At 50.2% G+C, this 26,308-nt stretch carries 46 protein-coding genes and 1 pseudogene; 40 read left to right on the forward strand and 7 right to left on the reverse strand.

The genetic code is table 11. The features are described from left to right. The 3 genes and pseudogenes from tuf to bfr all read left to right on the forward strand — a co-directional run. Positions 1-203, forward strand: a pseudogene (tuf, locus tag JGF26_RS22020) (elongation factor Tu); the annotation flags it as partial. 179 nt (positions 204-382) lie between these two features. After that, positions 383-577 (forward strand): bacterioferritin-associated ferredoxin, encoded by a 195-nt coding sequence (bfd, locus tag JGF26_RS22025; protein WP_008503493.1) that lies wholly within the window; start codon positions 383-385, stop codon positions 575-577. A gap of 72 nt (positions 578-649) precedes the next feature. After that, a complete protein-coding gene (gene bfr, locus JGF26_RS22030; protein ID WP_008503492.1) occupies positions 650-1,126 on the forward strand; it encodes a bacterioferritin in 477 nt (158 codons plus the stop codon). On the opposite strand, the gene JGF26_RS22035 is transcribed toward bfr, so the two are convergent. Further along, the gene (locus JGF26_RS22035; RefSeq protein WP_028018491.1) at positions 1,110-1,583 is read right to left on the reverse strand and encodes an A24 family peptidase; all 474 of its coding nucleotides are present in this window, start codon (positions 1,581-1,583) and stop codon (positions 1,110-1,112) included. The genes bfr and JGF26_RS22035 overlap by 17 nt on opposite strands. Before the next feature lie 380 nt (positions 1,584-1,963). On the opposite strand from JGF26_RS22035, the gene rpsJ reads away from it, so the two are divergent. From rpsJ to JGF26_RS22190, 31 genes are all read left to right on the forward strand, one after another. Then, positions 1,964-2,275 (forward strand): 30S ribosomal protein S10, encoded by a 312-nt coding sequence (rpsJ, locus tag JGF26_RS22040; protein ID WP_001181005.1) that lies wholly within the window; start codon positions 1,964-1,966, stop codon positions 2,273-2,275. 32 nt (positions 2,276-2,307) lie between these two features. Next, on the forward strand, positions 2,308-2,937 hold the full coding sequence (gene rplC, locus JGF26_RS22045) for a 50S ribosomal protein L3 (protein WP_003863274.1): 630 nt from the start codon (positions 2,308-2,310) through the stop codon (positions 2,935-2,937). Positions 2,938-2,947: 10 nt separating this feature from the next. Then, on the forward strand, positions 2,948-3,553 hold the full coding sequence (gene rplD, locus JGF26_RS22050) for a 50S ribosomal protein L4 (RefSeq protein ID WP_000424395.1): 606 nt from the start codon (positions 2,948-2,950) through the stop codon (positions 3,551-3,553). Then, the gene (gene rplW, locus JGF26_RS22055; RefSeq protein ID WP_000617546.1) at positions 3,550-3,852 is read left to right on the forward strand and encodes a 50S ribosomal protein L23; all 303 of its coding nucleotides are present in this window, start codon (positions 3,550-3,552) and stop codon (positions 3,850-3,852) included. The genes rplD and rplW overlap by 4 nt, the downstream gene beginning before the upstream one ends. 17 nt (positions 3,853-3,869) lie before the next feature. Next, positions 3,870-4,691: a 50S ribosomal protein L2 gene (gene rplB / locus JGF26_RS22060; RefSeq protein ID WP_000301859.1), complete on the forward strand. Its 822-nt coding sequence runs from the start codon at positions 3,870-3,872 to the stop codon at positions 4,689-4,691. 16 nt (positions 4,692-4,707) lie between these two features. Next, complete coding sequence (gene rpsS, locus JGF26_RS22065) at positions 4,708-4,986, forward strand: 30S ribosomal protein S19 (protein ID WP_001138117.1); 279 nt, start codon at positions 4,708-4,710, stop codon at positions 4,984-4,986. A gap of 14 nt (positions 4,987-5,000) precedes the next feature. Further along, entirely contained in the window at positions 5,001-5,333 is a 333-nt protein-coding gene (gene rplV, locus JGF26_RS22070) for a 50S ribosomal protein L22 (protein ID WP_002919773.1), read from the forward strand. A gap of 17 nt (positions 5,334-5,350) precedes the next feature. Continuing rightward, positions 5,351-6,052 (forward strand): 30S ribosomal protein S3, encoded by a 702-nt coding sequence (gene rpsC, locus JGF26_RS22075; protein WP_000529945.1) that lies wholly within the window; start codon positions 5,351-5,353, stop codon positions 6,050-6,052. A gap of 12 nt (positions 6,053-6,064) precedes the next feature. Then, a complete protein-coding gene (gene rplP, locus JGF26_RS22080) occupies positions 6,065-6,475 on the forward strand; it encodes a 50S ribosomal protein L16 (protein WP_002919759.1) in 411 nt (136 codons plus the stop codon). Next, positions 6,475-6,666, forward strand: a complete 192-nt coding sequence (gene rpmC, locus JGF26_RS22085; RefSeq protein ID WP_003863282.1) for a 50S ribosomal protein L29 — start codon at positions 6,475-6,477, stop codon at positions 6,664-6,666. The genes rplP and rpmC overlap by 1 nt, the downstream gene beginning before the upstream one ends. Then, positions 6,666-6,920: a 30S ribosomal protein S17 gene (rpsQ, locus tag JGF26_RS22090; protein ID WP_008503489.1), complete on the forward strand. Its 255-nt coding sequence runs from the start codon at positions 6,666-6,668 to the stop codon at positions 6,918-6,920. Before rpmC ends, rpsQ begins: the two co-directional genes overlap by 1 nt. 166 nt (positions 6,921-7,086) lie before the next feature. Next, positions 7,087-7,458 (forward strand): 50S ribosomal protein L14, encoded by a 372-nt coding sequence (rplN, locus tag JGF26_RS22095; protein WP_002919748.1) that lies wholly within the window; start codon positions 7,087-7,089, stop codon positions 7,456-7,458. Positions 7,459-7,468: 10 nt separating this feature from the next. Next, a complete protein-coding gene (gene rplX, locus JGF26_RS22100) occupies positions 7,469-7,783 on the forward strand; it encodes a 50S ribosomal protein L24 (protein WP_003863287.1) in 315 nt (104 codons plus the stop codon). 14 nt (positions 7,784-7,797) lie between these two features. Then, positions 7,798-8,337 carry a 50S ribosomal protein L5 gene (rplE, locus tag JGF26_RS22105; protein ID WP_001096202.1) on the forward strand — a complete coding sequence of 180 codons (540 nt, stop codon included), beginning with the start codon at positions 7,798-7,800 and terminating at the stop codon, positions 8,335-8,337. 14 nt (positions 8,338-8,351) lie between these two features. Further along, positions 8,352-8,657: a 30S ribosomal protein S14 gene (gene rpsN, locus JGF26_RS22110; RefSeq protein WP_003863291.1), complete on the forward strand. Its 306-nt coding sequence runs from the start codon at positions 8,352-8,354 to the stop codon at positions 8,655-8,657. A 30-nt stretch (positions 8,658-8,687) separates the two neighbouring features. After that, complete coding sequence (gene rpsH, locus JGF26_RS22115; RefSeq protein ID WP_006178918.1) at positions 8,688-9,080, forward strand: 30S ribosomal protein S8; 393 nt, start codon at positions 8,688-8,690, stop codon at positions 9,078-9,080. Between the two features lie 12 nt (positions 9,081-9,092). Next, complete coding sequence (rplF, locus tag JGF26_RS22120; protein ID WP_003863296.1) at positions 9,093-9,626, forward strand: 50S ribosomal protein L6; 534 nt, start codon at positions 9,093-9,095, stop codon at positions 9,624-9,626. Positions 9,627-9,635: 9 nt separating this feature from the next. Further along, complete coding sequence (gene rplR, locus JGF26_RS22125; protein WP_013099023.1) at positions 9,636-9,989, forward strand: 50S ribosomal protein L18; 354 nt, start codon at positions 9,636-9,638, stop codon at positions 9,987-9,989. Between the two features lie 14 nt (positions 9,990-10,003). Continuing rightward, positions 10,004-10,504 (forward strand): 30S ribosomal protein S5, encoded by a 501-nt coding sequence (gene rpsE, locus JGF26_RS22130; protein WP_003863299.1) that lies wholly within the window; start codon positions 10,004-10,006, stop codon positions 10,502-10,504. Between the two features lie 6 nt (positions 10,505-10,510). Beyond that, the gene (gene rpmD, locus JGF26_RS22135) at positions 10,511-10,690 is read left to right on the forward strand and encodes a 50S ribosomal protein L30 (protein ID WP_003863301.1); all 180 of its coding nucleotides are present in this window, start codon (positions 10,511-10,513) and stop codon (positions 10,688-10,690) included. Between the two features lie 3 nt (positions 10,691-10,693). Beyond that, a complete protein-coding gene (rplO, locus tag JGF26_RS22140) occupies positions 10,694-11,128 on the forward strand; it encodes a 50S ribosomal protein L15 (RefSeq protein WP_003863304.1) in 435 nt (144 codons plus the stop codon). A 7-nt stretch (positions 11,129-11,135) separates the two neighbouring features. After that, positions 11,136-12,467, forward strand: a complete 1,332-nt coding sequence (gene secY, locus JGF26_RS22145) for a preprotein translocase subunit SecY (protein ID WP_003863305.1) — start codon at positions 11,136-11,138, stop codon at positions 12,465-12,467. Positions 12,468-12,498: 31 nt separating this feature from the next. Then, on the forward strand, positions 12,499-12,615 hold the full coding sequence (gene rpmJ, locus JGF26_RS22150; protein ID WP_000868187.1) for a 50S ribosomal protein L36: 117 nt from the start codon (positions 12,499-12,501) through the stop codon (positions 12,613-12,615). 146 nt (positions 12,616-12,761) lie between these two features. Further along, the gene (rpsM, locus tag JGF26_RS22155; RefSeq protein WP_003863308.1) at positions 12,762-13,118 is read left to right on the forward strand and encodes a 30S ribosomal protein S13; all 357 of its coding nucleotides are present in this window, start codon (positions 12,762-12,764) and stop codon (positions 13,116-13,118) included. Positions 13,119-13,134: 16 nt separating this feature from the next. Beyond that, positions 13,135-13,524, forward strand: coding sequence for a 30S ribosomal protein S11 (gene rpsK / locus JGF26_RS22160; RefSeq protein WP_003863312.1), 390 nt, complete (start codon positions 13,135-13,137; stop codon positions 13,522-13,524). Positions 13,525-13,556: 32 nt separating this feature from the next. Beyond that, the gene (rpsD, locus tag JGF26_RS22165; RefSeq protein ID WP_004868345.1) at positions 13,557-14,177 is read left to right on the forward strand and encodes a 30S ribosomal protein S4; all 621 of its coding nucleotides are present in this window, start codon (positions 13,557-13,559) and stop codon (positions 14,175-14,177) included. Positions 14,178-14,202: 25 nt separating this feature from the next. Next, complete coding sequence (gene rpoA, locus JGF26_RS22170; protein ID WP_002919219.1) at positions 14,203-15,192, forward strand: DNA-directed RNA polymerase subunit alpha; 990 nt, start codon at positions 14,203-14,205, stop codon at positions 15,190-15,192. Positions 15,193-15,232: 40 nt separating this feature from the next. Further along, entirely contained in the window at positions 15,233-15,616 is a 384-nt protein-coding gene (gene rplQ, locus JGF26_RS22175; protein ID WP_001216368.1) for a 50S ribosomal protein L17, read from the forward strand. Between the two features lie 108 nt (positions 15,617-15,724). Further along, positions 15,725-16,093 carry a DUF1992 domain-containing protein gene (locus tag JGF26_RS22180; RefSeq protein ID WP_134708771.1) on the forward strand — a complete coding sequence of 123 codons (369 nt, stop codon included), beginning with the start codon at positions 15,725-15,727 and terminating at the stop codon, positions 16,091-16,093. Between the two features lie 2 nt (positions 16,094-16,095). After that, complete coding sequence (gene zntR / locus JGF26_RS22185) at positions 16,096-16,521, forward strand: Zn(2+)-responsive transcriptional regulator (protein WP_028018489.1); 426 nt, start codon at positions 16,096-16,098, stop codon at positions 16,519-16,521. Positions 16,522-16,578: 57 nt separating this feature from the next. Continuing rightward, positions 16,579-16,794 carry an alternative ribosome-rescue factor A gene (locus JGF26_RS22190; protein WP_134708773.1) on the forward strand — a complete coding sequence of 72 codons (216 nt, stop codon included), beginning with the start codon at positions 16,579-16,581 and terminating at the stop codon, positions 16,792-16,794. Here JGF26_RS22190 and mscL read toward each other — a convergent pair whose 3' ends face one another. From mscL to def, 5 genes are all read right to left on the reverse strand, one after another. After that, positions 16,795-17,205 (reverse strand): large-conductance mechanosensitive channel protein MscL, encoded by a 411-nt coding sequence (mscL, locus tag JGF26_RS22195; RefSeq protein WP_028018487.1) that lies wholly within the window; start codon positions 17,203-17,205, stop codon positions 16,795-16,797. A 146-nt stretch (positions 17,206-17,351) separates the two neighbouring features. Next, positions 17,352-18,728 (reverse strand): Trk system potassium transporter TrkA, encoded by a 1,377-nt coding sequence (gene trkA, locus JGF26_RS22200; RefSeq protein WP_013099016.1) that lies wholly within the window; start codon positions 18,726-18,728, stop codon positions 17,352-17,354. Between the two features lie 22 nt (positions 18,729-18,750). After that, positions 18,751-20,037, reverse strand: coding sequence for a 16S rRNA (cytosine(967)-C(5))-methyltransferase RsmB (gene rsmB / locus JGF26_RS22205; protein WP_134708769.1), 1,287 nt, complete (start codon positions 20,035-20,037; stop codon positions 18,751-18,753). 52 nt (positions 20,038-20,089) lie between these two features. Beyond that, the gene (gene fmt, locus JGF26_RS22210) at positions 20,090-21,037 is read right to left on the reverse strand and encodes a methionyl-tRNA formyltransferase (RefSeq protein ID WP_134708767.1); all 948 of its coding nucleotides are present in this window, start codon (positions 21,035-21,037) and stop codon (positions 20,090-20,092) included. Positions 21,038-21,060: 23 nt separating this feature from the next. Beyond that, entirely contained in the window at positions 21,061-21,570 is a 510-nt protein-coding gene (gene def, locus JGF26_RS22215; protein WP_028018484.1) for a peptide deformylase, read from the reverse strand. Positions 21,571-21,697: 127 nt separating this feature from the next. Here def and dprA point away from each other — a divergent pair, with 127 nt between their 5' ends. From dprA to JGF26_RS22245, 6 genes are read left to right on the forward strand one after another with little or no spacing between them, the layout of a single operon-like run. Continuing rightward, positions 21,698-22,822 carry a DNA-protecting protein DprA gene (dprA, locus tag JGF26_RS22220; RefSeq protein WP_134708765.1) on the forward strand — a complete coding sequence of 375 codons (1,125 nt, stop codon included), beginning with the start codon at positions 21,698-21,700 and terminating at the stop codon, positions 22,820-22,822. Next, positions 22,794-23,267 carry a DUF494 family protein Smg gene (smg, locus tag JGF26_RS22225; RefSeq protein WP_008503477.1) on the forward strand — a complete coding sequence of 158 codons (474 nt, stop codon included), beginning with the start codon at positions 22,794-22,796 and terminating at the stop codon, positions 23,265-23,267. Before dprA ends, smg begins: the two co-directional genes overlap by 29 nt. Before the next feature lie 26 nt (positions 23,268-23,293). Beyond that, positions 23,294-23,848 carry a topoisomerase DNA-binding C4 zinc finger domain-containing protein gene (locus tag JGF26_RS22230; RefSeq protein ID WP_108091105.1) on the forward strand — a complete coding sequence of 185 codons (555 nt, stop codon included), beginning with the start codon at positions 23,294-23,296 and terminating at the stop codon, positions 23,846-23,848. Further along, entirely contained in the window at positions 23,841-24,413 is a 573-nt protein-coding gene (gene tsaC / locus JGF26_RS22235) for an L-threonylcarbamoyladenylate synthase type 1 TsaC (RefSeq protein WP_028018481.1), read from the forward strand. The genes JGF26_RS22230 and tsaC overlap by 8 nt, the downstream gene beginning before the upstream one ends. Positions 24,414-24,417: 4 nt before the next feature. Further along, the gene (aroE, locus tag JGF26_RS22240) at positions 24,418-25,236 is read left to right on the forward strand and encodes a shikimate dehydrogenase (RefSeq protein WP_108091104.1); all 819 of its coding nucleotides are present in this window, start codon (positions 24,418-24,420) and stop codon (positions 25,234-25,236) included. Continuing rightward, on the forward strand, positions 25,233-25,481 hold the full coding sequence (locus tag JGF26_RS22245; RefSeq protein WP_028018479.1) for a DUF1488 domain-containing protein: 249 nt from the start codon (positions 25,233-25,235) through the stop codon (positions 25,479-25,481). Before aroE ends, JGF26_RS22245 begins: the two co-directional genes overlap by 4 nt. Here JGF26_RS22245 and JGF26_RS22250 read toward each other — a convergent pair. Next, entirely contained in the window at positions 25,457-26,011 is a 555-nt protein-coding gene (locus tag JGF26_RS22250; RefSeq protein WP_049006573.1) for a gamma carbonic anhydrase family protein, read from the reverse strand. The two genes, JGF26_RS22245 and JGF26_RS22250, sit on opposite strands and share 25 nt — an antisense overlap. Positions 26,012-26,308: the final 297 nt, after the last annotated feature.

Below are 26,308 nucleotides of genomic sequence, written 5' to 3' on the forward strand. Positions count from 1 at the left end.
GTCCACAGTTCTACTTCCGTACTACTGACGTGACCGGTACCATCGAACTGCCAGAAGGCGTAGAGATGGTAATGCCAGGCGACAACATCAAGATGGTTGTGACTCTGATCCACCCAATCGCGATGGATGACGGTCTGCGTTTCGCAATCCGTGAAGGCGGCCGTACCGTTGGCGCGGGCGTTGTTGCTAAAGTTCTGGGCTAATTAATTATCCCCGAATAAAAAAAGGACGCTTCGGCGTCCTTTTTTGTTTTCTGCCACTCAAGCACTGTCACAAAATTTCGCATTTTTTGCCTGCTCCCGCCCCGTATTGTGGTGTTTGTGCTATTGTAATCATAACCATTCTCACTTACACTTTGCGCATAATTTGAACGGGAGTCTCTATGTACGTTTGTTTATGTAATGGTGTCAGTGACAAAAAAATACGCCAGGCCGTTCGCCAGTTTCAGCCTCAGTCATTTCAGCAGCTACGCAAATTTGTTCCGGTGGGAAATCAATGTGGTAAATGTGTACGTGCTGCGCGAGAGATCATGCAGGACGAATTGATGCAGATCCCGGAATACAAAGAGATCGCGTAAGCGCCCATCTTTTTTTTGACATCCCTGTAGCCCGATCTACGCTTCAATGAGTGGAAGCGGAGGGACTATATAATGAAAGGTGATGTTAAAATCATAAGTTATCTCAATAAATTATTGGGAAATGAGCTTGTCGCAATCAACCAGTACTTTCTTCACGCGAGAATGTTTAAAAACTGGGGACTTAAACGTCTAAACGACGTTGAGTACCATGAATCTATTGATGAGATGAAACACGCTGATAAATATATCGAGCGTATTTTATTCCTTGAAGGCATTCCAAACCTGCAGGATCTAGGAAAGCTGGGCATCGGAGAAGATGTCGAAGAGATGCTGCGTTCTGATCTCAGGCTCGAACTTGAAGGCGCCAAAGATCTCCGTGAAGCTATTGCCTATGCGGATAGCGTCCATGATTACGTCAGCCGCGACATGATGATCCAGATCCTGGCCGACGAAGAGGGTCATATTGACTGGCTGGAAACTGAGCTGGATCTCATCGCTAAGATTGGCCTGCAAAACTACCTTCAGTCGCAGATTAAAGTGGAAGAGTAAACAGCGTCTTCCAGCCAACGCATAAACCCGCAGCTGCCAGAAATGGCCCAAAAGGCAGCGGGTTTTTTATTGCCTCTTTATCAGAGGTGAGTAACGAAAAAACAAGAAGGCTAAGTAATGCCATAAGCGCAGCGAGTAATGCCAGGGTTGGCAGTACGCACCAACCATGCCAGGCGCCAAGCGCAGACAGGTATTTAACATCGCCATATCCCATCCCTTCACGCCGGCAGATAAATCGATAGCCCCAGTAAATAACGGCAAAGCCAAAATATCCTGCCATTGCCCCCACCACCGCACTCGGCAAAAAATCAGGATGGATACAAAGCTGAAAGAGCAGGCCTACCCATAGCAGCGGACAGAGAAATTTATCGGGAAGCAGTCCGTAGCGAATATCAGCATGAACAAGAAAGGCAGTCAGCGAAGAATAGATCAGCAAAAAGGTGAGGGTGGTTAACATCGAAAAGGCCTCAAAGGGGTTTGAGCGCATACTCGTTGTAACCTGCTTAACCGGCAATACACAAAAGCAGCAATTGCGTAGCGGGTTCAGACAAAGATTCGACAAGGAATACATTGCATAAAAAGTTGCGCGCCCTTACGCAAGCTGCGTCGTTGGCGCTTAATTTCTAAACGGCACTTGCGTCTTGCCCAGATTTACGTATAATGCGCGGGCTTGTCGTAATTGACGGCGGGTTCAATCAGAACCAGAGTAGCTCATTTTGTTACTCAACAATGCTCCCAATTGGGGAGCTACGTAAGAACGGTTACACTCTCCCATCAATCGTAATGGGTTTGAGGAGTAATCATTTTCGTTTATAAAATAATTGGAGCTCTGGTCTCATGCAGAACCAAAGAATCCGTATCCGCCTTAAAGCGTTTGATCATCGTCTGATCGATCAATCAACCGCGGAAATCGTCGAGACTGCTAAGCGCACTGGTGCGCAAGTCCGTGGTCCGATCCCGCTGCCGACCCGCAAAGAGCGCTTCACCGTTCTGATCTCCCCGCACGTTAACAAAGACGCGCGTGATCAGTACGAAATCCGCACTCACAAGCGTCTGGTTGACATCGTTGAGCCAACTGAGAAAACCGTTGATGCTCTGATGCGTCTGGATCTGGCTGCCGGTGTAGACGTGCAGATCAGCCTGGGTTAATCAGGTCATCGAGCGATTGAGAGGTTGAAACAATGATTGGTTTAGTCGGTAAAAAAGTGGGTATGACCCGCATCTTCACTGAAGATGGCGTTTCTATCCCAGTAACCGTAATCGAAGTTGAAGCAAACCGCGTTACTCAGGTTAAAGATCTGGCTAACGATGGCTACCGCGCTATTCAGGTTACCACTGGTGCTAAAAAAGCTAACCGTGTAACCAAACCAGAAGCGGGTCACTTCGCTAAAGCTGGCGTAGAAGCTGGCCGTGGTCTGTGGGAATTCCGTCTTGCTGAAGGCGAAGAGTTCACCGTAGGTCAGGACATTAGCGTTGAGCTGTTTGCTGACGTTAAAAAAGTTGACGTAACCGGTACCTCTAAAGGTAAAGGTTTTGCTGGTACCGTTAAGCGCTGGAACTTCCGTACCCAGGACGCTACTCACGGTAACTCCTTGTCTCACCGCGTTCCGGGTTCTATCGGTCAGAACCAGACTCCGGGCAAAGTGTTCAAAGGCAAGAAAATGGCAGGTCAGCTGGGTAACGAACGTGTAACCGTTCAGAGCCTGGACGTAGTACGTGTTGACGCTGAGCGCAACCTGCTGCTGGTTAAAGGTGCAGTTCCGGGTGCAACCGGTAGCGACCTGATCGTTAAACCAGCTGTGAAGGCGTAAGGGGATAGCAATGGAATTAGTATTGAAAGACGCGCAGAGCGCGCTGACTGTTTCCGAAACTACCTTCGGTCGTGATTTCAACGAAGCGCTGGTTCACCAGGTTGTTGTTGCTTATGCAGCTGGTGCTCGTCAGGGTACTCGTGCTCAGAAGACTCGTGCTGAAGTAACTGGTTCCGGCAAAAAGCCATGGCGCCAGAAAGGTACCGGCCGTGCGCGTTCAGGTTCTATCAAGAGCCCGATCTGGCGTTCAGGTGGCGTGACCTTCGCTGCGCGTCCACAGGACCACAGTCAAAAAGTTAACAAAAAGATGTACCGCGGCGCGCTGAAAAGCATCCTGTCCGAACTGGTACGTCAGGATCGTCTGATCGTTGTCGAGAAGTTCTCTGTAGAAGCGCCTAAAACTAAGCTGCTGGCACAGAAACTGAAAGACATGGCTCTGGAAGATGTGCTGATCATCACCGGTGAGCTGGACGAGAACCTGTTCCTGGCCGCACGTAACCTGCACAAGGTTGACGTACGCGATGCGACTGGTATCGACCCGGTTAGCCTGATCGCCTTCGACAAAGTCGTAATGACTGCTGATGCTGTTAAGCAAGTTGAGGAGATGCTGGCATGATTCGTGAAGAACGTCTGCTGAAGGTGCTTCGCGCACCGCACGTTTCTGAAAAAGCGTCTACTGCGATGGAAAAAACAAACACCATCGTTCTCAAAGTTGCTAAAGACGCGACCAAAGCAGAGATCAAAGCTGCTGTGCAGAAACTGTTTGAAGTCGAAGTCGAAGTCGTTAACACCCTGGTAGTTAAAGGGAAAGTTAAACGTCACGGACAGCGTATCGGTCGTCGTAGCGACTGGAAAAAAGCTTACGTCACCCTGAAAGAAGGCCAGAATCTGGACTTCGTTGGCGGCGCTGAGTAAGTCGGAGGAGTAATACAATGGCAGTTGTTAAATGTAAACCGACATCTCCGGGTCGTCGCCACGTAGTTAAAGTGGTTAACCCTGAGCTGCACAAGGGCAAACCTTTTGCTCCGTTGCTGGAAAAAAACAGCAAATCCGGTGGTCGTAACAACAATGGCCGTATCACCACTCGTCACATCGGTGGTGGCCACAAGCAGGCTTATCGTATTGTTGACTTCAAACGCAACAAAGACGGTATCCCAGCAGTTGTTGAACGTCTTGAGTACGATCCGAACCGTTCCGCGAACATCGCGCTGGTTCTGTACAAAGACGGCGAACGCCGTTACATCCTGGCCCCTAAAGGCCTGAAAGCTGGCGACCAGATTCAGTCTGGCGTTGATGCTGCAATCAAAGCAGGTAACACCCTGCCGATGCGCAATATCCCGGTTGGTTCTACCGTTCATAACGTAGAAATGAAACCAGGTAAAGGCGGTCAGCTGGCACGTTCCGCTGGTACTTACGTTCAGATCGTTGCTCGTGATGGTGCTTATGTCACCCTGCGTCTGCGTTCTGGTGAAATGCGTAAAGTCGAAGCAGACTGCCGTGCAACCCTGGGCGAAGTTGGCAATGCTGAGCATATGCTGCGCGTTCTGGGTAAAGCAGGTGCTGCACGCTGGCGTGGTGTTCGTCCTACCGTTCGCGGTACTGCGATGAACCCAGTCGACCACCCACATGGTGGTGGTGAAGGTCGTAACTTTGGTAAGCACCCGGTAACTCCGTGGGGCGTTCAGACCAAAGGTAAGAAGACCCGCAGCAACAAGCGTACTGATAAATTTATCGTACGTCGCCGTAGCAAATAATTTTAGAGGATAAGCCATGCCACGTTCTCTCAAGAAAGGTCCTTTTATTGACCTGCACTTGCTGAAGAAGGTAGAGAAAGCGGTGGAAAGCGGAGACAAGAAGCCCCTGCGCACTTGGTCCCGTCGTTCAACGATCTTTCCTAACATGATCGGTTTGACCATCGCTGTCCATAATGGTCGTCAGCACGTTCCAGTCTTTGTTACCGACGAAATGGTTGGTCACAAACTGGGTGAATTCGCACCGACTCGTACTTATCGCGGCCACGCTGCTGATAAAAAAGCGAAGAAGAAATAAGGTAGGAGGAAGAGATGGAAACTTTAGCTCAACATCGCCATGCTCGTTCTTCTGCACAGAAGGTTCGCCTTGTTGCTGACCTGATTCGCGGTAAGAAAGTGTCGCAGGCCCTGGACATCCTGACCTATACCAACAAGAAAGCTGCGGTATTGGTCAAGAAAGTACTGGAATCTGCCATTGCTAACGCTGAACACAACGATGGCGCTGACATCGACGATCTGAAAGTCGCGAAAATTTTCGTAGATGAAGGCCCAAGCATGAAGCGCATTATGCCGCGTGCGAAAGGTCGTGCAGATCGCATCCTGAAGCGCACCAGCCACATTACTGTGGTTGTGTCCGATCGCTGAGACTCTGGAGACTAGCAATGGGTCAGAAAGTACATCCTAATGGTATTCGCCTGGGTATTGTAAAACCATGGAACTCTACCTGGTTTGCGAACACCAAAGAATTCGCTGACAACCTGGACAGCGATTTTAAAGTACGTCAGTACCTGACTAAGGAACTGGCTAAAGCGTCTGTATCTCGTATCGTTATCGAGCGTCCAGCTAAGAGCATCCGTGTGACTATCCACACTGCTCGTCCTGGCATCGTTATCGGTAAGAAAGGCGAAGACGTAGAAAAACTGCGCAAGGTCGTAGCGGATATCGCTGGCGTTCCTGCACAGATCAATATCGCTGAAGTTCGTAAGCCTGAACTGGACGCTAAATTGGTTGCTGACAGCATCACTTCACAGCTGGAACGTCGTGTTATGTTCCGTCGTGCTATGAAGCGTGCTGTACAGAACGCAATGCGTCTGGGCGCTAAAGGTATCAAAGTTGAAGTTAGCGGCCGTCTGGGCGGCGCGGAAATCGCACGTACCGAATGGTACCGTGAAGGTCGCGTACCGCTGCACACTCTGCGTGCTGACATCGACTACAACACCTCTGAAGCGCACACCACTTACGGTGTAATCGGCGTTAAGGTATGGATCTTCAAAGGTGAGATCCTGGGTGGTATGGCTGCTGTTGAACAACCGGAAAAACCGGCTGCTCAACCTAAAAAGCAGCAGCGTAAAGGCCGTAAATAAGGAGCGTCGCTGATGTTACAACCAAAGCGTACAAAATTCCGTAAAGTGCACAAAGGCCGCAACCGTGGTCTGGCGCAGGGTACGGATGTTAGCTTCGGCACTTTCGGTCTGAAAGCTGTTGGCCGTGGTCGTCTGACTGCACGTCAGATCGAAGCAGCACGTCGTGCAATGACCCGTGCAGTTAAGCGTCAAGGTAAAATTTGGATCCGTGTATTCCCGGACAAACCAATTACCGAGAAGCCGCTGGAAGTTCGTATGGGTAAAGGTAAAGGTAACGTGGAGTACTGGGTTGCCTTGATCCAACCGGGCAAAGTCCTGTATGAAATGGACGGTGTTCCGGAAGAGCTGGCCCGTGAAGCCTTCGGCCTGGCAGCAGCGAAACTGCCTATCAAAACCACCTTTGTAACTAAGACGGTGATGTAATGAAAGCAAAAGAGCTGCGTGAAAAAAGCGTTGAAGAGCTGAACGCTGAGCTGCTGAACCTGCTGCGTGAGCAGTTCAACCTGCGTATGCAGGCTGCAAGTGGCCAGCTGCAACAGACTCACCTGCTGAAGCAAGTGCGTCGCAATGTTGCACGCGTTAAGACTTTACTGACTCAGAAGGCGGGTGCGTAATGACCGATAAAATCCGTACTCTGCAAGGTCGTGTTGTTAGCGACAAAATGGAGAAATCCATTGTTGTAGCTATCGAACGTATTGTGAAACACCCGATCTACGGTAAATTCATCAAGCGTACGACCAAACTGCACGTACATGACGAGAACAACGAATGTGGTATCGGCGACAAGGTTGAAATCCGTGAATGCCGTCCACTGTCCAAGACTAAGTCCTGGACGCTGGTTCGCGTTGTAGAGAAAGCGGTTCTGTAATACAGTACGCATTCTCAATACGAATAAACGGCTCAGCGATGAGCCGTTTATTTTTTCTACCCATATTGCAGAAGCGGTGTTATAATGCCGCGCCCTCGATATGGGGCTTTTTAACGGCTCTGATTTTAGAGTCTCAGGTAGTAGTTGACATTAGCGGAGCACTAAAATGATCCAAGAACAGACTATGCTGAACGTCGCCGACAACTCCGGTGCACGTCGCGTAATGTGTATCAAGGTTCTGGGTGGCTCGCACCGTCGCTACGCAGGCGTAGGCGACATCATCAAGATCACCATCAAGGAAGCAATTCCACGTGGTAAGGTCAAAAAAGGTGATGTGCTGAAGGCGGTAGTGGTGCGCACCAAGAAGGGTGTTCGTCGCCCTGACGGTTCTGTCATTCGCTTCGATGGTAATGCATGCGTTATTTTAAACAATAACAGCGAGCAGCCTATCGGCACGCGTATCTTTGGGCCGGTAACTCGTGAACTTCGTACTGAGAAGTTCATGAAAATTATCTCTCTGGCACCAGAAGTACTCTAAGGAGCGAATCATGGCAGCGAAAATCCGTCGTGATGACGAAGTTATCGTGTTAACCGGTAAAGATAAAGGTAAACGCGGTAAAGTAAAAAATGTTCTGTCTTCCGGCAAACTCGTCGTTGAAGGTATCAACCTGGTTAAGAAACATCAGAAGCCAGTTCCGGCCCTGAACCAACCAGGCGGCATCGTTGAAAAAGAAGCTGCTATTCAGGTTTCTAACGTTGCAATCTTCAATGCGGCTACCGGCAAGGCTGACCGTGTAGGCTTTAGATTCGAAGACGGTAAAAAAGTCCGTTTCTTCAAGTCTAACAGCGAAACTATCAAGTAATTTGGAGTAGTACGATGGCGAAACTGCATGATTACTACAAAGACGAAGTAGTTAAAAAACTCATGACTGAGTTTAACTACAATTCTGTCATGCAAGTCCCTCGGGTCGAGAAGATCACCCTGAACATGGGTGTTGGTGAAGCGATCGCTGACAAGAAACTGCTGGATAACGCAGCAGCTGACCTGACAGCAATCTCCGGTCAAAAACCGCTGATCACCAAAGCACGCAAATCTGTTGCAGGCTTCAAAATCCGTCAGGGCTATCCGATCGGCTGTAAAGTAACTCTGCGTGGCGAACGCATGTGGGAGTTCTTTGAGCGCCTGATCACTATTGCTGTTCCACGTATCCGTGACTTCCGTGGCTTGTCCGCTAAGTCTTTCGACGGTCGTGGTAACTACAGCATGGGTGTCCGTGAGCAGATCATCTTCCCAGAAATCGACTACGATAAAGTCGACCGCGTGCGTGGTTTGGATATTACCATTACCACTACTGCGAAATCTGACGAAGAAGGCCGTGCTCTGCTGGCTGCCTTTGACTTCCCGTTCCGCAAGTAAGGTAGGGTTACTGAATGGCTAAGCAATCAATGAAAGCACGCGAAGTAAAGCGCGTAGCTTTAGCTGATAAATTCTTCGCTAAACGCGCTGAACTGAAAGCGATCATTTCTGATGTGAACGCTTCCGACGAAGATCGTTGGAATGCGGTTCTCAAGCTGCAGTCTCTGCCGCGTGATTCCAGCCCGTCTCGTCAGCGTAACCGCTGTCGTCAAACAGGTCGTCCACATGGTTATGTGGGCAAGTTTGGGTTGAGCCGTATCAAACTGCGTGAAGCCGCCATGCGCGGTGAAGTACCAGGCTTGAAAAAGGCTAGCTGGTAATTACCAATTGAATCACGGGAGTAAAGACAGATGAGCATGCAAGATCCGATCGCGGATATGCTGACCCGTATCCGTAACGGTCAGGCCGCGAACAAAGTTGCGGTCACCATGCCTTCCGCCAAGCTGAAAGTGGCAATTGCCAACGTGCTGAAGGAAGAAGGTTTTATCGAAGATTTTAAAGTTGAAGGCGACACCAAGCCGGAACTGGAACTTACTCTCAAGTATTTCCAGGGTAAAGCTGTTGTAGAAAGCATTCAGCGTGTCAGCCGCCCAGGCCTGCGCATCTATAAGAAAAAAGATGAGCTGCCAAAAGTTATGGCTGGTCTTGGTATCGCAGTTGTTTCTACCTCTAAAGGTGTTATGACTGATCGTGCAGCGCGCCAGGCTGGTCTTGGTGGCGAAATTATCTGCTACGTAGCCTAATCGGAGGAAAGAATGTCTCGTGTTGCTAAAGCACCGGTCGTTATTCCTGCCGGCGTTGATGTAAAAATCGACGGTCAGGTTATTACGATCAAAGGTAAAAACGGCGAGCTGACTCGTACCCTCAACAAAGCTGTTGAAGTTAAACATGCAGATAACGCTCTGACCTTCGGTCCACGTGATGGTTTCGTGGATGGATGGGCTCAGGCTGGTACCGCGCGTGCCCTGCTGAACTCAATGGTTGTTGGTGTTACCGAAGGCTTCACTAAAAAGCTTCAGCTGGTTGGTGTAGGTTATCGTGCAGCTATCAAAGGGAATGCAGTAGGCCTGTCTCTGGGCTTCTCACACCCTGTTGAGCATCCGCTGCCGGCCGGTATCACTGCAGAATGTCCGACTCAAACTGAAATCGTGCTGAAAGGCGCTGATAAACAGCTGATCGGTCAGGTTGCAGCAGATCTGCGCGCCTACCGTCGTCCTGAGCCTTACAAAGGCAAGGGTGTTCGTTACGCCGACGAAGTCGTGCGTACCAAAGAGGCTAAGAAGAAGTAAGGTAACACTATGGATAAGAAATCTGCTCGTATCCGTCGTGCGACCCGCGCACGCCGCAAGCTCAAAGAGCTGGGTGCAACTCGCCTGGTGGTACATCGTACCCCGCGTCATATTTACGCACAGGTAATTGCACCGAACGGTTCTGAAGTTCTGGTAGCTGCTTCTACTGTAGAAAAAGCTATTGCAGAACAATTGAAGTACACCGGTAACAAAGACGCCGCTGCAGCTGTAGGTAAAGCTGTTGCTGAACGCGCTCTGGAAAAAGGCATCAGCAATGTTTCCTTTGACCGTTCCGGGTTCCAATATCATGGTCGTGTCCAGGCACTGGCAGATGCTGCCCGTGAAGCTGGCCTTCAGTTCTAAGGTAGAGGTGTAAGATGGCTCACATCGAAAAACAGGCTGGCGAACTGCAGGAAAAGCTGATCGCGGTAAACCGCGTATCTAAAACCGTTAAAGGTGGTCGTATTTTCTCCTTCACAGCTCTGACTGTAGTGGGTGATGGTAACGGTCGCGTTGGTTTTGGTTACGGTAAAGCGCGTGAAGTTCCAGCAGCGATCCAGAAAGCGATGGAAAAAGCCCGTCGCAACATGATTAACGTCGCGCTGAACAACGGCACCCTGCAGCACCCAGTTAAAGGTGTTCACACGGGGTCTCGTGTATTCATGCAGCCAGCTTCAGAAGGTACCGGTATCATCGCCGGTGGTGCAATGCGCGCCGTTCTGGAAGTTGCTGGGGTTCATAACGTACTGGCTAAAGCATATGGTTCCACCAACCCGATCAACGTGGTTCGTGCAACTATTGATGGCCTGGAAAATATGAATTCTCCAGAAATGGTCGCTGCCAAGCGTGGTAAATCCGTTGAAGAAATTCTGGGGTAATTGACCATGGCAAAGACTATTAAAATCACTCAAACCCGCAGTGCAATCGGTCGTCTGCCGAAACACAAGGCAACGCTGCTTGGCCTGGGTCTGCGTCGTATTGGTCATACCGTTGAGCGCGAGGATACTCCTGCTGTTCGCGGTATGGTCAACGCGGTTTACTTCATGGTTAAAGTTGAGGAGTAAGAGATGCGTTTAAATACTCTGTCTCCGGCCGAAGGCTCTAAAAAGGCGGGTAAACGCCTGGGTCGTGGTATCGGTTCTGGCCTCGGCAAAACCGGTGGTCGTGGTCACAAAGGTCAGAACTCTCGTTCTGGCGGTGGCGTACGTCGCGGTTTCGAGGGTGGCCAGATGCCACTGTACCGTCGTCTGCCGAAGTTCGGCTTCACCTCTCGCAAAGCAGCGATCACAGCGGAAATCCGTCTGTCTGACCTGGCGAAAGTTGAAGGCGGCGTTGTAGACCTGAACACGCTGAAAGCAGCAAACATTATCGGTATCCAGATCGAGTTCGCGAAAGTGATCCTGGCTGGTGAAGTTTCTACTCCGGTAACTGTTCGTGGCCTGCGTGTTACTAAAGGTGCTCGTGCTGCTATCGAAGCTGCTGGCGGTAAAATTGAGGAATAAGTAGCAGATGGCTAAGCAACCGGGATTAGATTTTCAAAGTGCCAAAGGTGGATTTGGCGAGCTGAAACGCAGACTGCTGTTTGTTATCGGCGCGCTGATTGTGTTCCGTATTGGCTCTTTTATTCCGATCCCTGGTATCGATGCCGCTGTACTTGCCAAACTGCTTGAGCAACAGCGAGGCACCATCATTGAAATGTTCAACATGTTCTCTGGTGGTGCTCTCAGCCGTGCTTCTATCTTCGCTCTGGGTATTATGCCGTACATTTCGGCATCTATTATTATCCAGCTGCTGACGGTCGTTCATCCGGCCCTGGCAGAGTTGAAGAAAGAAGGGGAGTCTGGACGTCGTAAGATTAGTCAGTACACCCGTTACGGTACTCTGGTGCTGGCAATATTCCAGTCGATCGGTATTGCTACCGGTCTTCCGAATATGCCTGGTATGCAGGGCCTGGTATTAAACCCAGGCTTTGCATTCTATTTCACCGCTGTTGTTAGTCTGGTCACAGGGACAATGTTCCTGATGTGGCTCGGCGAACAGATTACTGAACGTGGTATCGGTAACGGTATCTCGATCATTATCTTCGCCGGTATTGTTGCGGGCCTCCCGCCAGCCATCGCCCATACTATCGAGCAAGCGCGTCAAGGCGACCTGCACTTCCTCCTGTTGCTGTTGGTTGCAGTATTAGTATTTGCAGTGACGTTCTTTGTTGTCTTCGTTGAACGTGGTCAACGCCGCATTGTGGTGAACTACGCTAAACGTCAGCAAGGTCGTCGTGTCTATGCTGCACAGAGCACACATTTACCGCTGAAAGTGAATATGGCAGGGGTAATCCCGGCGATCTTCGCTTCCAGTATTATTCTGTTCCCGGCGACCATCGCGTCATGGTTCGGGGGCGGGACTGGTTGGAACTGGCTGACAACAATTTCGCTGTATTTGCAGCCTGGGCAACCACTTTATGTGTTACTCTATGCGTCTGCGATCATCTTCTTCTGTTTCTTCTACACGGCGTTGGTCTTCAACCCGCGTGAAACAGCAGATAACCTGAAGAAGTCCGGTGCATTTGTACCAGGAATTCGTCCGGGAGAGCAAACGGCGAAGTATATCGATAAGGTAATGACCCGCCTGACTTTGGTTGGTGCGCTTTATATTACTTTTATCTGCCTGATCCCGGAGTTCATGCGTGATGCAATGAAAGTACCGTTCTACTTCGGTGGAACCTCACTGCTTATCGTTGTTGTCGTGATTATGGACTTTATGGCTCAAGTGCAAACTCTGATGATGTCCAGTCAGTATGAGTCTGCATTGAAGAAGGCGAACCTGAAAGGCTACGGCCGCTAATTGGTCGCCTGAGAAGTTACGGAGAGTAAAAATGAAAGTTCGTGCTTCCGTCAAGAAATTATGCCGTAACTGCAAAATCGTTAAGCGTGATGGTGTCATCCGTGTGATTTGCAGTGCCGAGCCGAAGCATAAACAGCGCCAAGGCTGATTATTTCGCATATTTTTCTTGCAAAGTTGGGTTGAGCTGGCTAGATTAGCCAGCCAATCTTTTGTATGTCTGTACGTTTCCATTTGAGTATCCTGAAAACGGGCTTTTCAGCATGGTGCGTACATATTAAATAGTAGGAGTGCATAGTGGCCCGTATAGCAGGCATTAACATTCCTGATCAGAAACATGCTGTGATCGCATTAACTTCGATCTACGGCGTCGGCAAGACCCGTTCTAAAGCCATTCTGGCTGCAGCGGGTATCGCTGAAGATGTTAAGATCAGTGAGCTGTCTGAAGAACAAATCGACACGCTGCGTGACGAAGTTGCCAAATTTGTCGTTGAAGGTGATCTGCGCCGTGAAATCAGCATGAGCATCAAGCGCCTGATGGATCTTGGTTGCTATCGCGGTTTGCGTCATCGTCGTGGTCTGCCAGTGCGCGGTCAGCGTACTAAGACCAACGCACGTACCCGTAAGGGTCCGCGCAAACCGATCAAGAAATAATCGGGGTGATTGAATAATGGCAAAGGCACCAGTTCGTGCACGTAAACGTGTAAGAAAACAAGTCTCTGACGGCGTGGCTCATATCCATGCTTCTTTCAACAACACCATCGTTACTATTACTGATCGTCAGGGTAACGCATTGGGTTGGGCAACAGCCGGTGGTTCCGGTTTCCGTGGTTCTCGCAAATCCACTCCGTTCGCAGCTCAGGTTGCAGCAGAGCGTTGCGCTGAAGCCGTAAAAGAATACGGCATCAAGAATCTGGAAGTTATGGTTAAAGGTCCGGGTCCGGGTCGTGAATCTACTGTTCGCGCTCTGAACGCCGCTGGTTTCCGCATCACGAATATTACTGATGTGACTCCGATCCCTCATAACGGTTGTCGTCCGCCGAAAAAACGTCGCGTATAACGCTCGTTTTTTAGGTTAGTTGGAGATAGAAAATGGCAAGATATTTGGGTCCTAAGCTCAAGCTGAGCCGTCGTGAGGGCACCGACTTATTCCTTAAGTCTGGCGTTCGCGCGATCGATACCAAGTGTAAAATTGAACAAGCTCCTGGCCAGCACGGTGCGCGTAAACCGCGTCTGTCTGACTATGGTGTGCAGTTGCGTGAAAAGCAAAAAGTTCGCCGTATGTACGGTGTGCTGGAGCGTCAGTTCCGTAACTACTATAAAGAAGCAGCACGTCTGAAAGGCAACACGGGTGAAAACCTGCTGGCTCTGCTGGAAGGTCGTCTGGACAACGTTGTATACCGTATGGGCTTCGGCGCTACTCGTGCTGAATCACGTCAGCTGGTTAGCCACAAAGCAATCATGGTAAACGGTCGTGTTGTTAACATCGCTTCTTATCAGGTTAAAGCGAATGACGTTGTTAGCATTCGTGAGAAAGCGAAAAAGCAATCTCGCGTGAAGGCCGCTCTGGAGCTGGCTGAGCAGCGTGAAAAGCCAACCTGGCTGGAAGTTGATGCTGGCAAGATGGAAGGTACGTTCAAGCGTCAGCCAGAACGTTCTGATCTGTCTGCGGACATTAACGAACACCTGATCGTCGAGCTTTACTCCAAGTAAAGCTTAGTACCAAAGAGAGGACACAATGCAGGGTTCTGTGACAGAGTTTCTAAAACCGCGCCTGGTAGATATCGAGCAAGTGAGTTCGACGCACGCCAAGGTGACCCTTGAGCCTTTAGAGCGTGGCTTTGGCCATACTCTGGGTAACGCACTGCGCCGTATTCTGCTCTCATCGATGCCGGGTTGCGCGGTGACCGAGGTTGAGATTGATGGTGTACTTCATGAGTACAGCACCAAAGAAGGCGTTCAGGAAGATATCCTTGAAATCCTGCTCAACCTGAAAGGGCTGGCGGTGAGAGTTCAGGGTAAAGATGAAGTTATTCTTACTCTGAATAAATCTGGCATTGGCCCTGTGACTGCAGCCGACATCACCCACGACGGTGATGTTGAAATCGTCAAGCCGCAGCACGTGATCTGCCACCTGACCGATGAGAACGCAGCGATTAGCATGCGTATCAAAGTTCAGCGCGGTCGTGGTTATGTGCCGGCTTCTGCCCGAATTCATTCGGAAGAAGATGAGCGCCCAATCGGCCGTCTGCTGGTCGACGCATGCTACAGCCCTGTAGAGCGTATTGCCTACAATGTTGAAGCAGCGCGTGTAGAACAGCGTACCGACCTGGACAAGCTGGTCATCGAAATGGAAACCAACGGCACAATCGATCCTGAAGAGGCGATTCGTCGTGCGGCAACCATCCTGGCAGAACAACTGGAAGCTTTCGTTGACTTACGTGATGTACGTCAGCCGGAAGTGAAAGAAGAGAAACCAGAATTCGATCCGATCCTGCTGCGCCCTGTTGACGATCTCGAATTGACTGTCCGCTCTGCTAACTGCCTCAAGGCAGAAGCTATCCACTATATCGGTGATCTGGTACAGCGTACCGAGGTTGAGTTGCTGAAAACGCCGAACCTGGGTAAAAAATCTCTTACTGAGATTAAAGACGTGCTGGCTTCACGTGGTTTGTCTCTGGGCATGCGCCTGGAAAACTGGCCACCAGCTAGTATTGCTGACGAGTAACCGGATCACAGGTTAAGGTTTTACTGAGAAGGATAAGGTCATGCGCCATCGTAAGAGTGGTCGTCAACTGAACCGCAACAGCAGCCATCGCCAGGCTATGTTCCGCAACATGGCAGGTTCACTGGTTCGTCATGAGATCATCAAGACGACCCTGCCTAAAGCGAAAGAGCTGCGTCGCGTAGTTGAGCCGCTGATTACTCTTGCCAAGACTGACAGCGTTGCTAATCGTCGTCTGGCATTCGCCCGTACTCGTGATAACGAGATCGTGGCAAAACTGTTTAACGAACTGGGCCCGCGTTTCGCGAGCCGTGCCGGTGGTTACACTCGCATTCTGAAGTGTGGCTTCCGTGCAGGCGACAACGCGCCGATGGCTTACATCGAGCTGGTTGATCGTTCAGAGAAAGCAGAAGCTGCTGCAGAGTAATCTGCAGTAACGTAAAAAAACCCGCCTCGGCGGGTTTTTTTATATCCGGTAGATCCCCAACTTCTCTACAATGTTTGTATCAAATCTGTTCTTTCTCTGGAGCTGATAATGTGGTTGCTCGATCAGTGGGCAGAACGCCATATTCGCGATGCCCAAAAAAAAGGTGAATTTGATGATCTTCCAGGAAGTGGCGCTCCCCTTGTGCTGGAAGACGATTCGCACATCGCGCCAGAATTACGTGCAGGATACCGATTACTGAAAAATGCAGGTTGTCTTCCTCCTGAACTCGAACAGCGCAGGGAGGCGGTTGAGCTTGCTGATCTACTCAGAGGCATCCGTCAGGACGATCCTCGACATTCTGAACTTTCCCGTCGGCTCGCCCTGATTGAACTCAAGCTTCACCAGGCTGGAATGAATACTGATTTTCTGCGCGGTGAATACGGCGAAAGATTGATGCATAAAATAAACGAGGAATAGTTATGTACCGTATCGGTGAACTTGCAAAGCTCGCGAACGTAACGCCGGATACCATCCGATACTATGAAAAGCAGCAGATGATTGATCATGAAGTACGCACTGAAGGCGGTTTTCGCCTTTATACCGATAACGATCTACAGCGTCTGCGCTTTATTCGTTATGCGCGTCAGCTTGGTTTCACACTGGATTCGATCCGCGAGTTATTATCGATCCGTATTGATCCGGAACATCATACCTGCCAGGAGTCGAAGAGTATTGTTCAGGCCCGACTGGATGAGGTTGAAGCGCGCATTCAGGAGTTGCAGACTATGCAGCGTTCTTTACAAAGGCTGAATGACGCCTGCTGTGGTACGGCGCACAGCAGTATCTATTGTTCAATTCTGGAAGCTCTTGAACAGGGGGCCAGTGGAGAAATGGAGGGCAGTTGATTTTTTGTCCGCCCGGGGCTAGACTTCCGTCGACATAAACCATGCTCAGGAGAAATGATGAGCCGCTATCAGCATACGAAGGGACAAATTAAAGATAACGCTATTGAAGCTTTACTACATGACCCGCTCTTTAGACAGCGTGTCGAGAAAAGTAAAAAAGGGAAAGGAAGTTATCTGCGTAAAGACAAGTATGCAAAACGGGGTAACTGGGAGGCCAGTGGCAAACAAGCGGATCGCTTTTTTACCACTGGCCTTCTTGCTTTTAGTTTCTGATCAAGAGCGATTATTCTGCTCTTTTAACAGATCGCGAATTTCTGCCAGCAATACTTCTTCTTTTGTTGGTGCTGGTGCTGCTGCAGGCTCTTCTTTTTTACGATTTAACTTGTTGATAAGCTTTATGGCCATAAAAATGGCAAACGCCACAATCACGAAGTCGAATATGTTCTGAATGAACACACCGTAATGCATTACGACCGCCGGGACATCGCCCTGCGCATCCCGGAGCGTGACGGCAAATTGTTTGAAATCAATGCCCCCGATTAATAACCCCAACGGTGGCATGATAATGTCGGCAACTAATGATGAGACGATCTTACCGAACGCCGCACCAATAATGACACCCACTGCCAAATCCACCACATTCCCGCGCATCGCAAATTCGCGAAACTCTTTAATAAAACTCATTATGCTCTCCTTGTGCCAGCTGACGATTATAAGTTTAACAAATGATTAGCTATTTGCCATTGGGGATAAATAATCGTTATGAAAAATAAAAGGCATGTTAAATAGAGGGATTATGTTCAGGTGCTCTTTGAGGAGCACCTGAATGATTACAGGAAGAATGGACTTGGCTGGAACAGGCGTTCGACATCGGTAATAAATTTTTTATCGGTAAGGAACATAATAACGTGGTCCCCTTGCTCGATACGTAAATTATCATTGGCAATCATGACATCATTCCCCCGTACTACGGCCCCGATAATTGTCCCCGGGGGAAGTTTAATCTCATCAATGGCGCGTCCCACAACGCGTGATGTGGTTTCATCACCATGAGCTACGGCTTCAATGGCTTCTGCCACACCGCGACGCAGAGATGAAACGCCGACAATATCCGCTTTGCGAACATGGCTCAGGAGGGCGGAAATGGTCGCTTGCTGTGGCGAAATGGCGATATCAATGACACTCCCCTGAACAAGGTCAACATAAGCCCGGCGCTGAATAAGCACCATCACCTTTTTTGCCCCCATTCGTTTGGCGAGCATAGCCGACATGATATTTGCTTCATCGTCGTTGGTGACGGCAATAAACAGATCAACCTGATCAATATGTTCTTCAGCCAGTAGTTCCTGATCCGACGCATCGCCATAAAATACGATCGTGTTCTGCAACTTTTCTGCCAGTTCAGAAGCTCGTTGCTGATCGCGTTCGATCAATTTCACGCTGTAATCTTTTTCTAGTCTACGCGCGAGGCCAGCACCGATATTGCCACCACCGACCAACATAATACGTTTATATGGCTTCTCGAGACGCTGAAGCTCACTCATTACTGCGCGAATATGCTGAGAGGCCGCAATAAAGAAGACCTCATCACCGGCTTCGACAATGGTGGAGCCTTGCGGACGAATCGGTCTGTCGTGACGGAAAATGGCTGCGACACGAGTATCAATGTGCGGCATATGCTCACGCATTGTGGAGAGCGCATTGCCGATTAATGGCCCACCGTAATAGGCCTTAACCACTGCAAGACTCACTTTACCTTCGGCAAAATTCACCACCTGCAGTGCGCCAGGATATTCGATCAGGCGATAGATATTGTCGATAACCAGTTGCTCTGGCGCGATGAGATGATCAATCGGGACCGCTTCGGAATTAAACAGTTTCTCTGCATCGCGGACATAATCAGGAGAGCGGATGCGCGCGATTCGGTTTGGTGTGTTGAAAAGTGAGTAAGCCACCTGACAAGCAACCATATTGGTTTCGTCAGAGCTGGTTACAGCAACCAGCATGTCGGCATCATCGGCACCCGCTTCACGAAGGACCCGTGGATGCGAGCCGTGACCCTGCACAACACGAAGGTCAAACTTGTCCTGCAACACGCGCAGCCGATCGCCGTTGGTATCAACAATAGTGATGTCATTGTTTTCACCAACCAGGTTTTCCGCCAGCGTTCCACCAACCTGTCCTGCGCCCAGAATGATAATTTTCATATCTCGTGACCTGTTCTCAACATCACTCTTTGATTAGCTTAGCGTAAAAGAAACCATCACCCTCTTCTGCACCTGGCAGGTTCTGCTGACCGGGGCGTTCAGGCGTCCCCGTATCTCTTAATGCAGCGTCCGGAGTTCGTTTAAGGAAGGCCGCGATTTGCTGACTGTTTTCTTCCGGCAGTACGGAACAGGTTGCATAGACCAGCGTTCCGCCTGGTTTAAGATGCGGCCAAATGGCGTCAAGAATGTCGGATTGCAGCTGGGCAAGTTCCTTAATATCACGGTCACGACGCAGCCACTTAATATCCGGATGACGGCGAATAACACCGGTTGCCGAGCAGGGGGCGTCCAGCAAAATCCGATCAAATTTCGTCTCGCCACACCATTCTGCGGGTTTGCGTCCATCACCTTGCTTAACCTGCGCCTTCATACCCAGACGTTTCAGGTTGTCGTAGACGCGTGAAAGACGTTGTTCATCAACGTCCACTGCCAATACGCTGGCCTGAGGCGCAACTTCCAGAATATGCGTGGTTTTGCCGCCTGGCGCGGCGCAGAGATCGAGGATCTGCTCTCCATTTTGTGGTTCAAGCCAGGTCATGCAACCCTGAGCAGAGGCATCCTGTACAGTTACCCAGCCTTCGTCAAAACCGGGTAATGCATGTACCGGTGCAGGCGATGCTAAACGTACGGCATCAGGATAGGCGTCATGTGTGAAGCCGTTCATTCCAGCCTCTTCAAGCAAGGCCAGCCAGCCATCGCGAGAATGATGATTGCGATTCACGCGCAACCACATTGGCGGGCGCTGGTTATTGGCTTCGGCAATGTCCTGCCACTGCTGTGGATAAGCTTTTTTCAGGCGATTCAGAAGCCATTCCGGGTGCAGGAAACGTGTTTCACTTTGAGCAAACTCAGTAAGAAGCTCTTCCTGCTGTCGCTGGAACTGACGCAGTACTCCGTTGATCAGACCTTTCAGTTGGGGACGTTTGATCGCAACTGCACCTTCCACTGTCTCAGCCAACGCGGCATGATGTGGGATACGGGTATGAAGAAGCTGATAGAAACCTACCATAATTAAATAATGTACGGTGCGTTGCTTGCCGGTCATTGGCCGCGACATCAGCTTATTAATCAACCACTCAAGCTGAGAGAGTGTGCGCAGGACGCCAAAGCAGAGCTCCTGAAGCAGGGCTTTGTCTTTATCAGAGACTTTTTGTTGCAGTGGAGGCAGGACGTTACTCAGTGACTGGCCCTGCTCGATAACCTGCTCAACGGCCTGGGCCGCTATACTGCGTAGATTTTGTTTTTTCATAACCGTAAAAATAAAAATGCCCGGAAACTCCGGGCCTTAAGAATAAATTTGTTCAGGCAAGGCGATTGCCAGGGATAAACCATTCGCGACGGGAATTTAACAGGTCCTGAGCACTCATGGCTTTCTTACCGGCCGGTTGCAGCGCTTCAAGATTCAAGATCCCTTGGGCGGTCGCTACCTGGATACCGTTCTTGCTGACATCAATAATCGTACCGGGTTCAGCCGTGGTATTGCCGCTAATGACCGAGGCTTTCCAGACTTTCACTGGCTGCTCATCGATCTCCATCCAGCTCATTGGCCATGGATTAAACGCACGAATGCAGCGTTCGAGTTGAGCAGCAGACAGTGACCAGTCGATCCGCGCTTCTTCTTTGCTTAGCTTTTCGGCATAGGTAACAAGCGATTCATCCTGAACTTCAGGTTGCGCCGTATTATCCGCAAGCTGTTGCAGCGTCTCGAGGAGACCCTGAGGGCCAAGGTCCGCCAGCTTGTCGTACAGCGTTGCGCTGGTGTCTTCCGCGGTAATCGGGCAGGCGAGTTTATAGAGCATGTCGCCAGTGTCTAAACCTACGTCCATCTTCATGATAGTGACGCCAGTCTCTGCATCACCTGCCCATAAAGAACGCTGGATAGGCGCGGCGCCACGCCAGCGAGGCAGCAGAGAACCGTGCACATTTACACAGCCCAGGCGAGGCATATCAAGCACAGCTTTTGGCAGAATTAAACCGTAAGCCACTACCACCATCACGTCGGCATTCAGGTCAGCAACAAGTTGCTGATTTTCCGGTGAACGCAGGGAGGCTGGCTGGAATACCGGTAATCCATGCTCTTCTGCCAGCACTTTTACCGGGCTTGGCATCAACTTTTTGCCGCGGCCAGCCGGACGATCTGGTTGAGTAAATACACCCACAATCTGGTGATCAGAAGACAACAGCGCGTCAAGATGACGCGCTGCAAAATCAGGTGTTCCTGCAAAGATAATACGTAGCGATTTAGACACGTTATTCCTTGTATCCCGGGATGTTATGCACGAGAACGCATACGATCCAGTTTCTCTACTTTCTGGCGAATACGCTGCTGTTTCAGCGGTGAGAGGTAATCGATAAACAGTTTACCGACCAGGTGATCCATCTCATGCTGAATACAAATCGCCAGCAGGTCGTCTGCTTCCAGCTCGAACGGATTACCGTCACGATCCAGAGCGCGAATTTTCACTTTTTCGGCACGCGGCACTAAAGCGCGCTGTTCCGGAATGGACAGACAGCCTTCCTCAATACCGGTTTCGCCACTTTTCTCAAGCAACTCAGGATTGATCAGCACCAGACGACCATCGCGATTTTCAGAAACGTCGATCACGATAATGCGCTTGTGAATGTCCACCTGAGTCGCCGCAAGGCCAATGCCTTCTTCGGCGTACATGGTATCGAACATATCATCTACGATACGCTGAATTTCTGCATTCACTTCTTTAACCGGTTCAGCGACGATGCGAAGGCGCTCGTCCGGAATATGTAACACTTGCAAAACTGCCATAAATTTCCAGAGTCGTGTTCAGGAGTTGATAACAATAATACCTCTATTCTAGACAAATCCCCCATTGATTGACAGCATCAGTGACCAATCGCAATGATTGCGGAGGCCGCTTATGGCAGGGGAAAGGATGACATCTACCGAGATATGGTTACGGTTAATACATACAGGGTCTCTTTGTGGTGATGCAATGCTGGACGCCGTCGCACGGCTACAGAATCAGAAAAGCATAGATGTTCCTGTTCTCAGAAACGCCGGGCTGACAGCAAAGCAAGCTGAAAGGTTCTTTGCTCCAGATGAAAATGAGCTGGAACGCAGCCTGATGTGGCTTGAGCAGCCGGACAATCAATTATTAACGGCACATGATCCGCTTTATCCTCCCTTGCTTCGAACTATTCCTGATTATCCGGGGGCGTTATTTGTAAAAGGCAACCCAGAGGCGCTTAACACTATCCAGTTGGCTGTTGTAGGTAGCCGTGCGCCGTCATGGTACGGCGAGCGATGGGGGAAAATTCTGTGCGAGCAGCTTTCTCAAAGCGGGTTCACGATCACCAGCGGGCTGGCCTGTGGTATTGATGGCGTTGCCCACAACGCTGCGCTGTCAGTAAAAGGTCGTAGTGTAGCCGTGTTGGGGAACGGTCTTTTTAGCATTTATCCCCGTCGGCATCAGGCTTTGGCTATACGTCTCATCGAATCTGGCGGTGCGATAGTGTCTGAGTTCCCACTTTCGGCGCAGCCCAGACCAGCAAACTTTCCGCGTCGTAATCGAATTATCAGCGGGCTTAGCAGAGGCGTACTGGTCGTTGAAGCGGCGCGGAGAAGCGGTTCACTGGTCACAGCTCGATGCGCGCTCGAACAGGGGCGAGAAGTCTTCGCCCTGCCTGGTCCGATAGGCAATCCCGGATGCGAGGGGCCCCACTGGCTGATTAAGCAAGGGGCAACACCGGTAACGGAAGTCGGGGACATTCTTGAAAATTTGCAATATGGGTTGCAATGGCTGCAGGAAGATCCCGAAAAGCGACAATATTCATCAGATCAGGGAAAGGTGGCATTGCCATTTCCCAAGCTCCTGGCTAACGTAGGAGATGAGGTAACACCTGTTGACGTTGTCGCTGAACGTGCCGGCCAACCTGTGCCAGTAACGGTAGCACAGCTACTCGAACTGGAGTTAGCAGGGTGGATCGCAGCTGTACCCGGCGGCTATGTCCGATTAAGGAGGGCATGCCATGTTCGACGTACTGATGTATTTGTTTGAGACTTACATCCATAACGAAGCAGAAATGCGAGTGGATCAGGACAAATTGACACAGGATCTTACCGATGCGGGGTTTGAGCGGGAAGATATCTATAATGCGTTGATGTGGCTGGAAAAGTTAGCTGATTATCAGGAAGGCCTTGCCGAACCTATGCAGCTTGCTTCTGACCCATTGTCTGTACGCATCTATACCGCTGAAGAGTGTGAAAGGCTGGACGCCAGCTGCCGGGGATTCATTTTATTCCTTGAGCAGATTCAGGTGCTAAACCTCGAAACGAGAGAAATGGTGATAGAGCGCGTCATGGCGCTGGATACAGCAGAATTTGAACTGGAAGACCTCAAATGGGTGATCCTGATGGTTCTGTTTAATATTCCAGGCTGTGAAAATGCCTATCAGCAGATGGAAGAATTACTCTTTGAAGTGAATGAAGGTATGCTGCATTAATTCAATATGCAGCACCAAGAGTTGTTATGGCCAAATCAGCACTATTCACGGTGCATAAAAATGAGCCCTGTCCGCAGTGCGGGGCTGAACTTGTTATTCGGTCCGGGAAACACGGCCCGTTTCTCGGTTGTTCACAGTATCCGGAATGTGATTATGTCCGTCCCCTGAAAAGCCAGGCGGACGGACATATCGTTAAAATTCTGGAGGGGCAGCTTTGCCCTCTCTGCGGCGGTGAGTTAGCGCTGCGTCAGGGGCGTTTCGGCATGTTCATTGGATGTAGCCGTTACCCTGCATGCGAACATACAGAACAAATTGATAAACCGGATGAAACGGCTATTGCTTGTCCTCAATGCCAGCGTGGGCAACTGGTACAGCGTCGTTCTCGTTTTGGTAAGACCTTCCATTCTTGCGATCGCTATCCTGAATGCCAGTTCGTTATCAATTTCAAACCGGTAGCGGGCGTCTGCACTCATTGCAATTATCCGCTACTTATTGAGAAGAAAACGGCGCAAGGTATGAAACGCTTTTGCGCCAGTAAACAATGTGGAAAGCCGGTTTCGGCGGATCAAAATAGTGAATAATAACCTGCCATCAGGCTCCATTGCGCATGCGGTGGATGTCCTGAAAAATGAAGAAGTCATCGCCTATCCAACTGAAGCTGTCTTTGGGGTCGGTTGCGATCCTGACAGCGAGACGGCCGTTGGCCGATTACTGGCACTCAAACAGAGGCCCGTCGAAAAAGGGCTGATTTTAATCGCTGCCAATTATGAACAACTAAAGCCTTATATTGATGATTCCATGTTAACACCGGCTCAGCGGGAGACTGTCTTCTCCGCGTGGCCAGGGCCTGTGACCTTTGTTTTTCCGGCGCAACCTTCGACACCGCGCTGGTTAACCGGAAAGTTTGATTCCCTCGCCGTCCGCGTCACCGACCATCCGCTGGTGGTGGAACTGTGCCTGGCGTTTGGCAAACCACTGGTCTCCACCAGTGCCAACCTGACCGGGCTGCCTCCGTGCCGAACAACTGAAGAAGTACTGGCGCAGTTCGGGAGCGATTTCCCGGTAGCATTGGGTGAAACGGGTGGTCGACTGAATCCGTCGGAAATCCGCGACGCTTTGACCGGCGAACGTTTTCGCCAGGGGTAATATGATGGAAGCTTATGCTGTTTTTGGTAACCCGATAGCGCACAGTAAGTCACCCTGGATCCATCAGCAGTTTGCTGACCAGCTCCAGATAGTTCATCCCTATAGCCGCGTGCTGGCACCTGTTGACGCATTTGTTCCGACCCTGAATGCTTTTTTCGACGCGGGCGGTAAAGGTGCAAATGTGACGGTACCTTTCAAAGAAGAAGCTTTTGAACGGGCAGATGAACTGACTGAACGTGCTTCTCTTGCCGGTGCCGTGAATACGCTAAAACGGCTTGAGGATGGGCGGTTACTTGGCGATAACACGGATGGTATCGGGTTGCTTAGCGACCTGGAAAGACTGTCATTTATTAAACCGGGTTTTCGAATTCTACTGATAGGTGCGGGCGGGGCTTCTCGTGGCGTACTGCTTCCTCTCTTATCTTTTGATTGTGCTGTGACAATTACCAACCGCACGTTTTCCAGAGCAGAAGCGTTAGCGGGGTTATTCGCACATACCGGCAGTGTAAGCGCAGTTGCGCTTGATGATCTGGCGGGTCACGAGTTCGATCTGATCATTAATGCCACCTCTAGCGGTATTGGTGGCGAAGTTCCGGCGATCCCTTCTGCACTGGTGAGTCACCACATCTATTTCTACGACATGTTTTATCAGAAAGGGAAGACACCGTTCCTGAACTGGTGTGAGCAACACGGCGCGAAGCATCTGGCGGATGGACTGGGTATGCTGGTGGGGCAGGCGGCACATGCGGTGCTGCTCTGGCACGGAGTGTTACCTGCGGTCGAACCGGTGATTGAAAAGCTGAAGCAGGAATTGACTGATTGAACCAGGCAATTCATTTTCCTGATAGAGAAGTCTGGGATGAGAGCAAACAGGCTGTCTGCTTTCCGGTGCTGGTGCACGGGATGCAATTGACCTGTGCGATCGGCGGAGAAACGCTGCTGAGTCGCTTTGGCGGTTCTCATCCACTAGACGTCTTTTGTGAGAATCGCTGGGATCTCGAAGAGGAAGCCAGCGATTTGATCCGCGATCAGCAGGAAGACGATCAGGGCTGGGTCTGGTTGTCCTGAGCCAAATACTCATCTTTCCATTTCACATAGTTATTCGCTGAGTATCTCAACCCTTCTATTTCCGCCTCTTTTAAGGGGCGGATCTGTTTCACCGGGCTACCTAAATAGAGATAACCGCTTTCCAGATGTTTGTTTTGCGGGACAAGACTTCCAGCGCCAATCATTACATCATCTTCTACTATCACACCATCCAGCAAAATCGAGCCCATCCCCACAAGCACCCGATTACCGATAGTGCAGCCGTGAAGCATCACTTTATGGCCGACTGTGACATCCTCTCCAATGATGAGCGGATTGCCCTCAGGGTTGTATGAGGATTTGTGTGTGACGTGCAGAACGCTACCATCCTGAATATTGGTACGGGCACCAATCGACACATAGTTGACATCCCCCCTGATGGCGACAAGTGGCCAAATACTGACATCAGCGGCTATTCGCACATCACCAATGACCACGCTGCTGGCATCGATCATCACGCGATCGCCTTTTTTGGGGAACAGATCTTTATAGGGACGTAATACTGAGGGCATATCTACCTCTATGGATGAGCGCTATATAGAAGACTTTGATCATAATATTGGATCGAGGCAAGGTAAAATGCGTCAATATTTAAGCAGATCGGGTGGGTTTTCAGCGAAAAGCGCGGAAAATCGTCAGTCGGAAAAAAAGATCCAAAAAGTACTTGTGCTAAAAAATGGGATCCCTATAATGCGCCTCCATCGACACGGCGGATGTGAATCACTTCACAAACAACCCGGTCGGTTGAAGAGAAAAAATCCTGAAATAACGGGTTGACTCTGAAAGAGGAAAGCGTAATATACGCCACC

The organism is Enterobacter sp. E1 (assembly GCF_016809815.1).
GTDB classification, from domain to species: Bacteria; Pseudomonadota; Gammaproteobacteria; order Enterobacterales; family Enterobacteriaceae; genus Enterobacter; species Enterobacter adelaidei.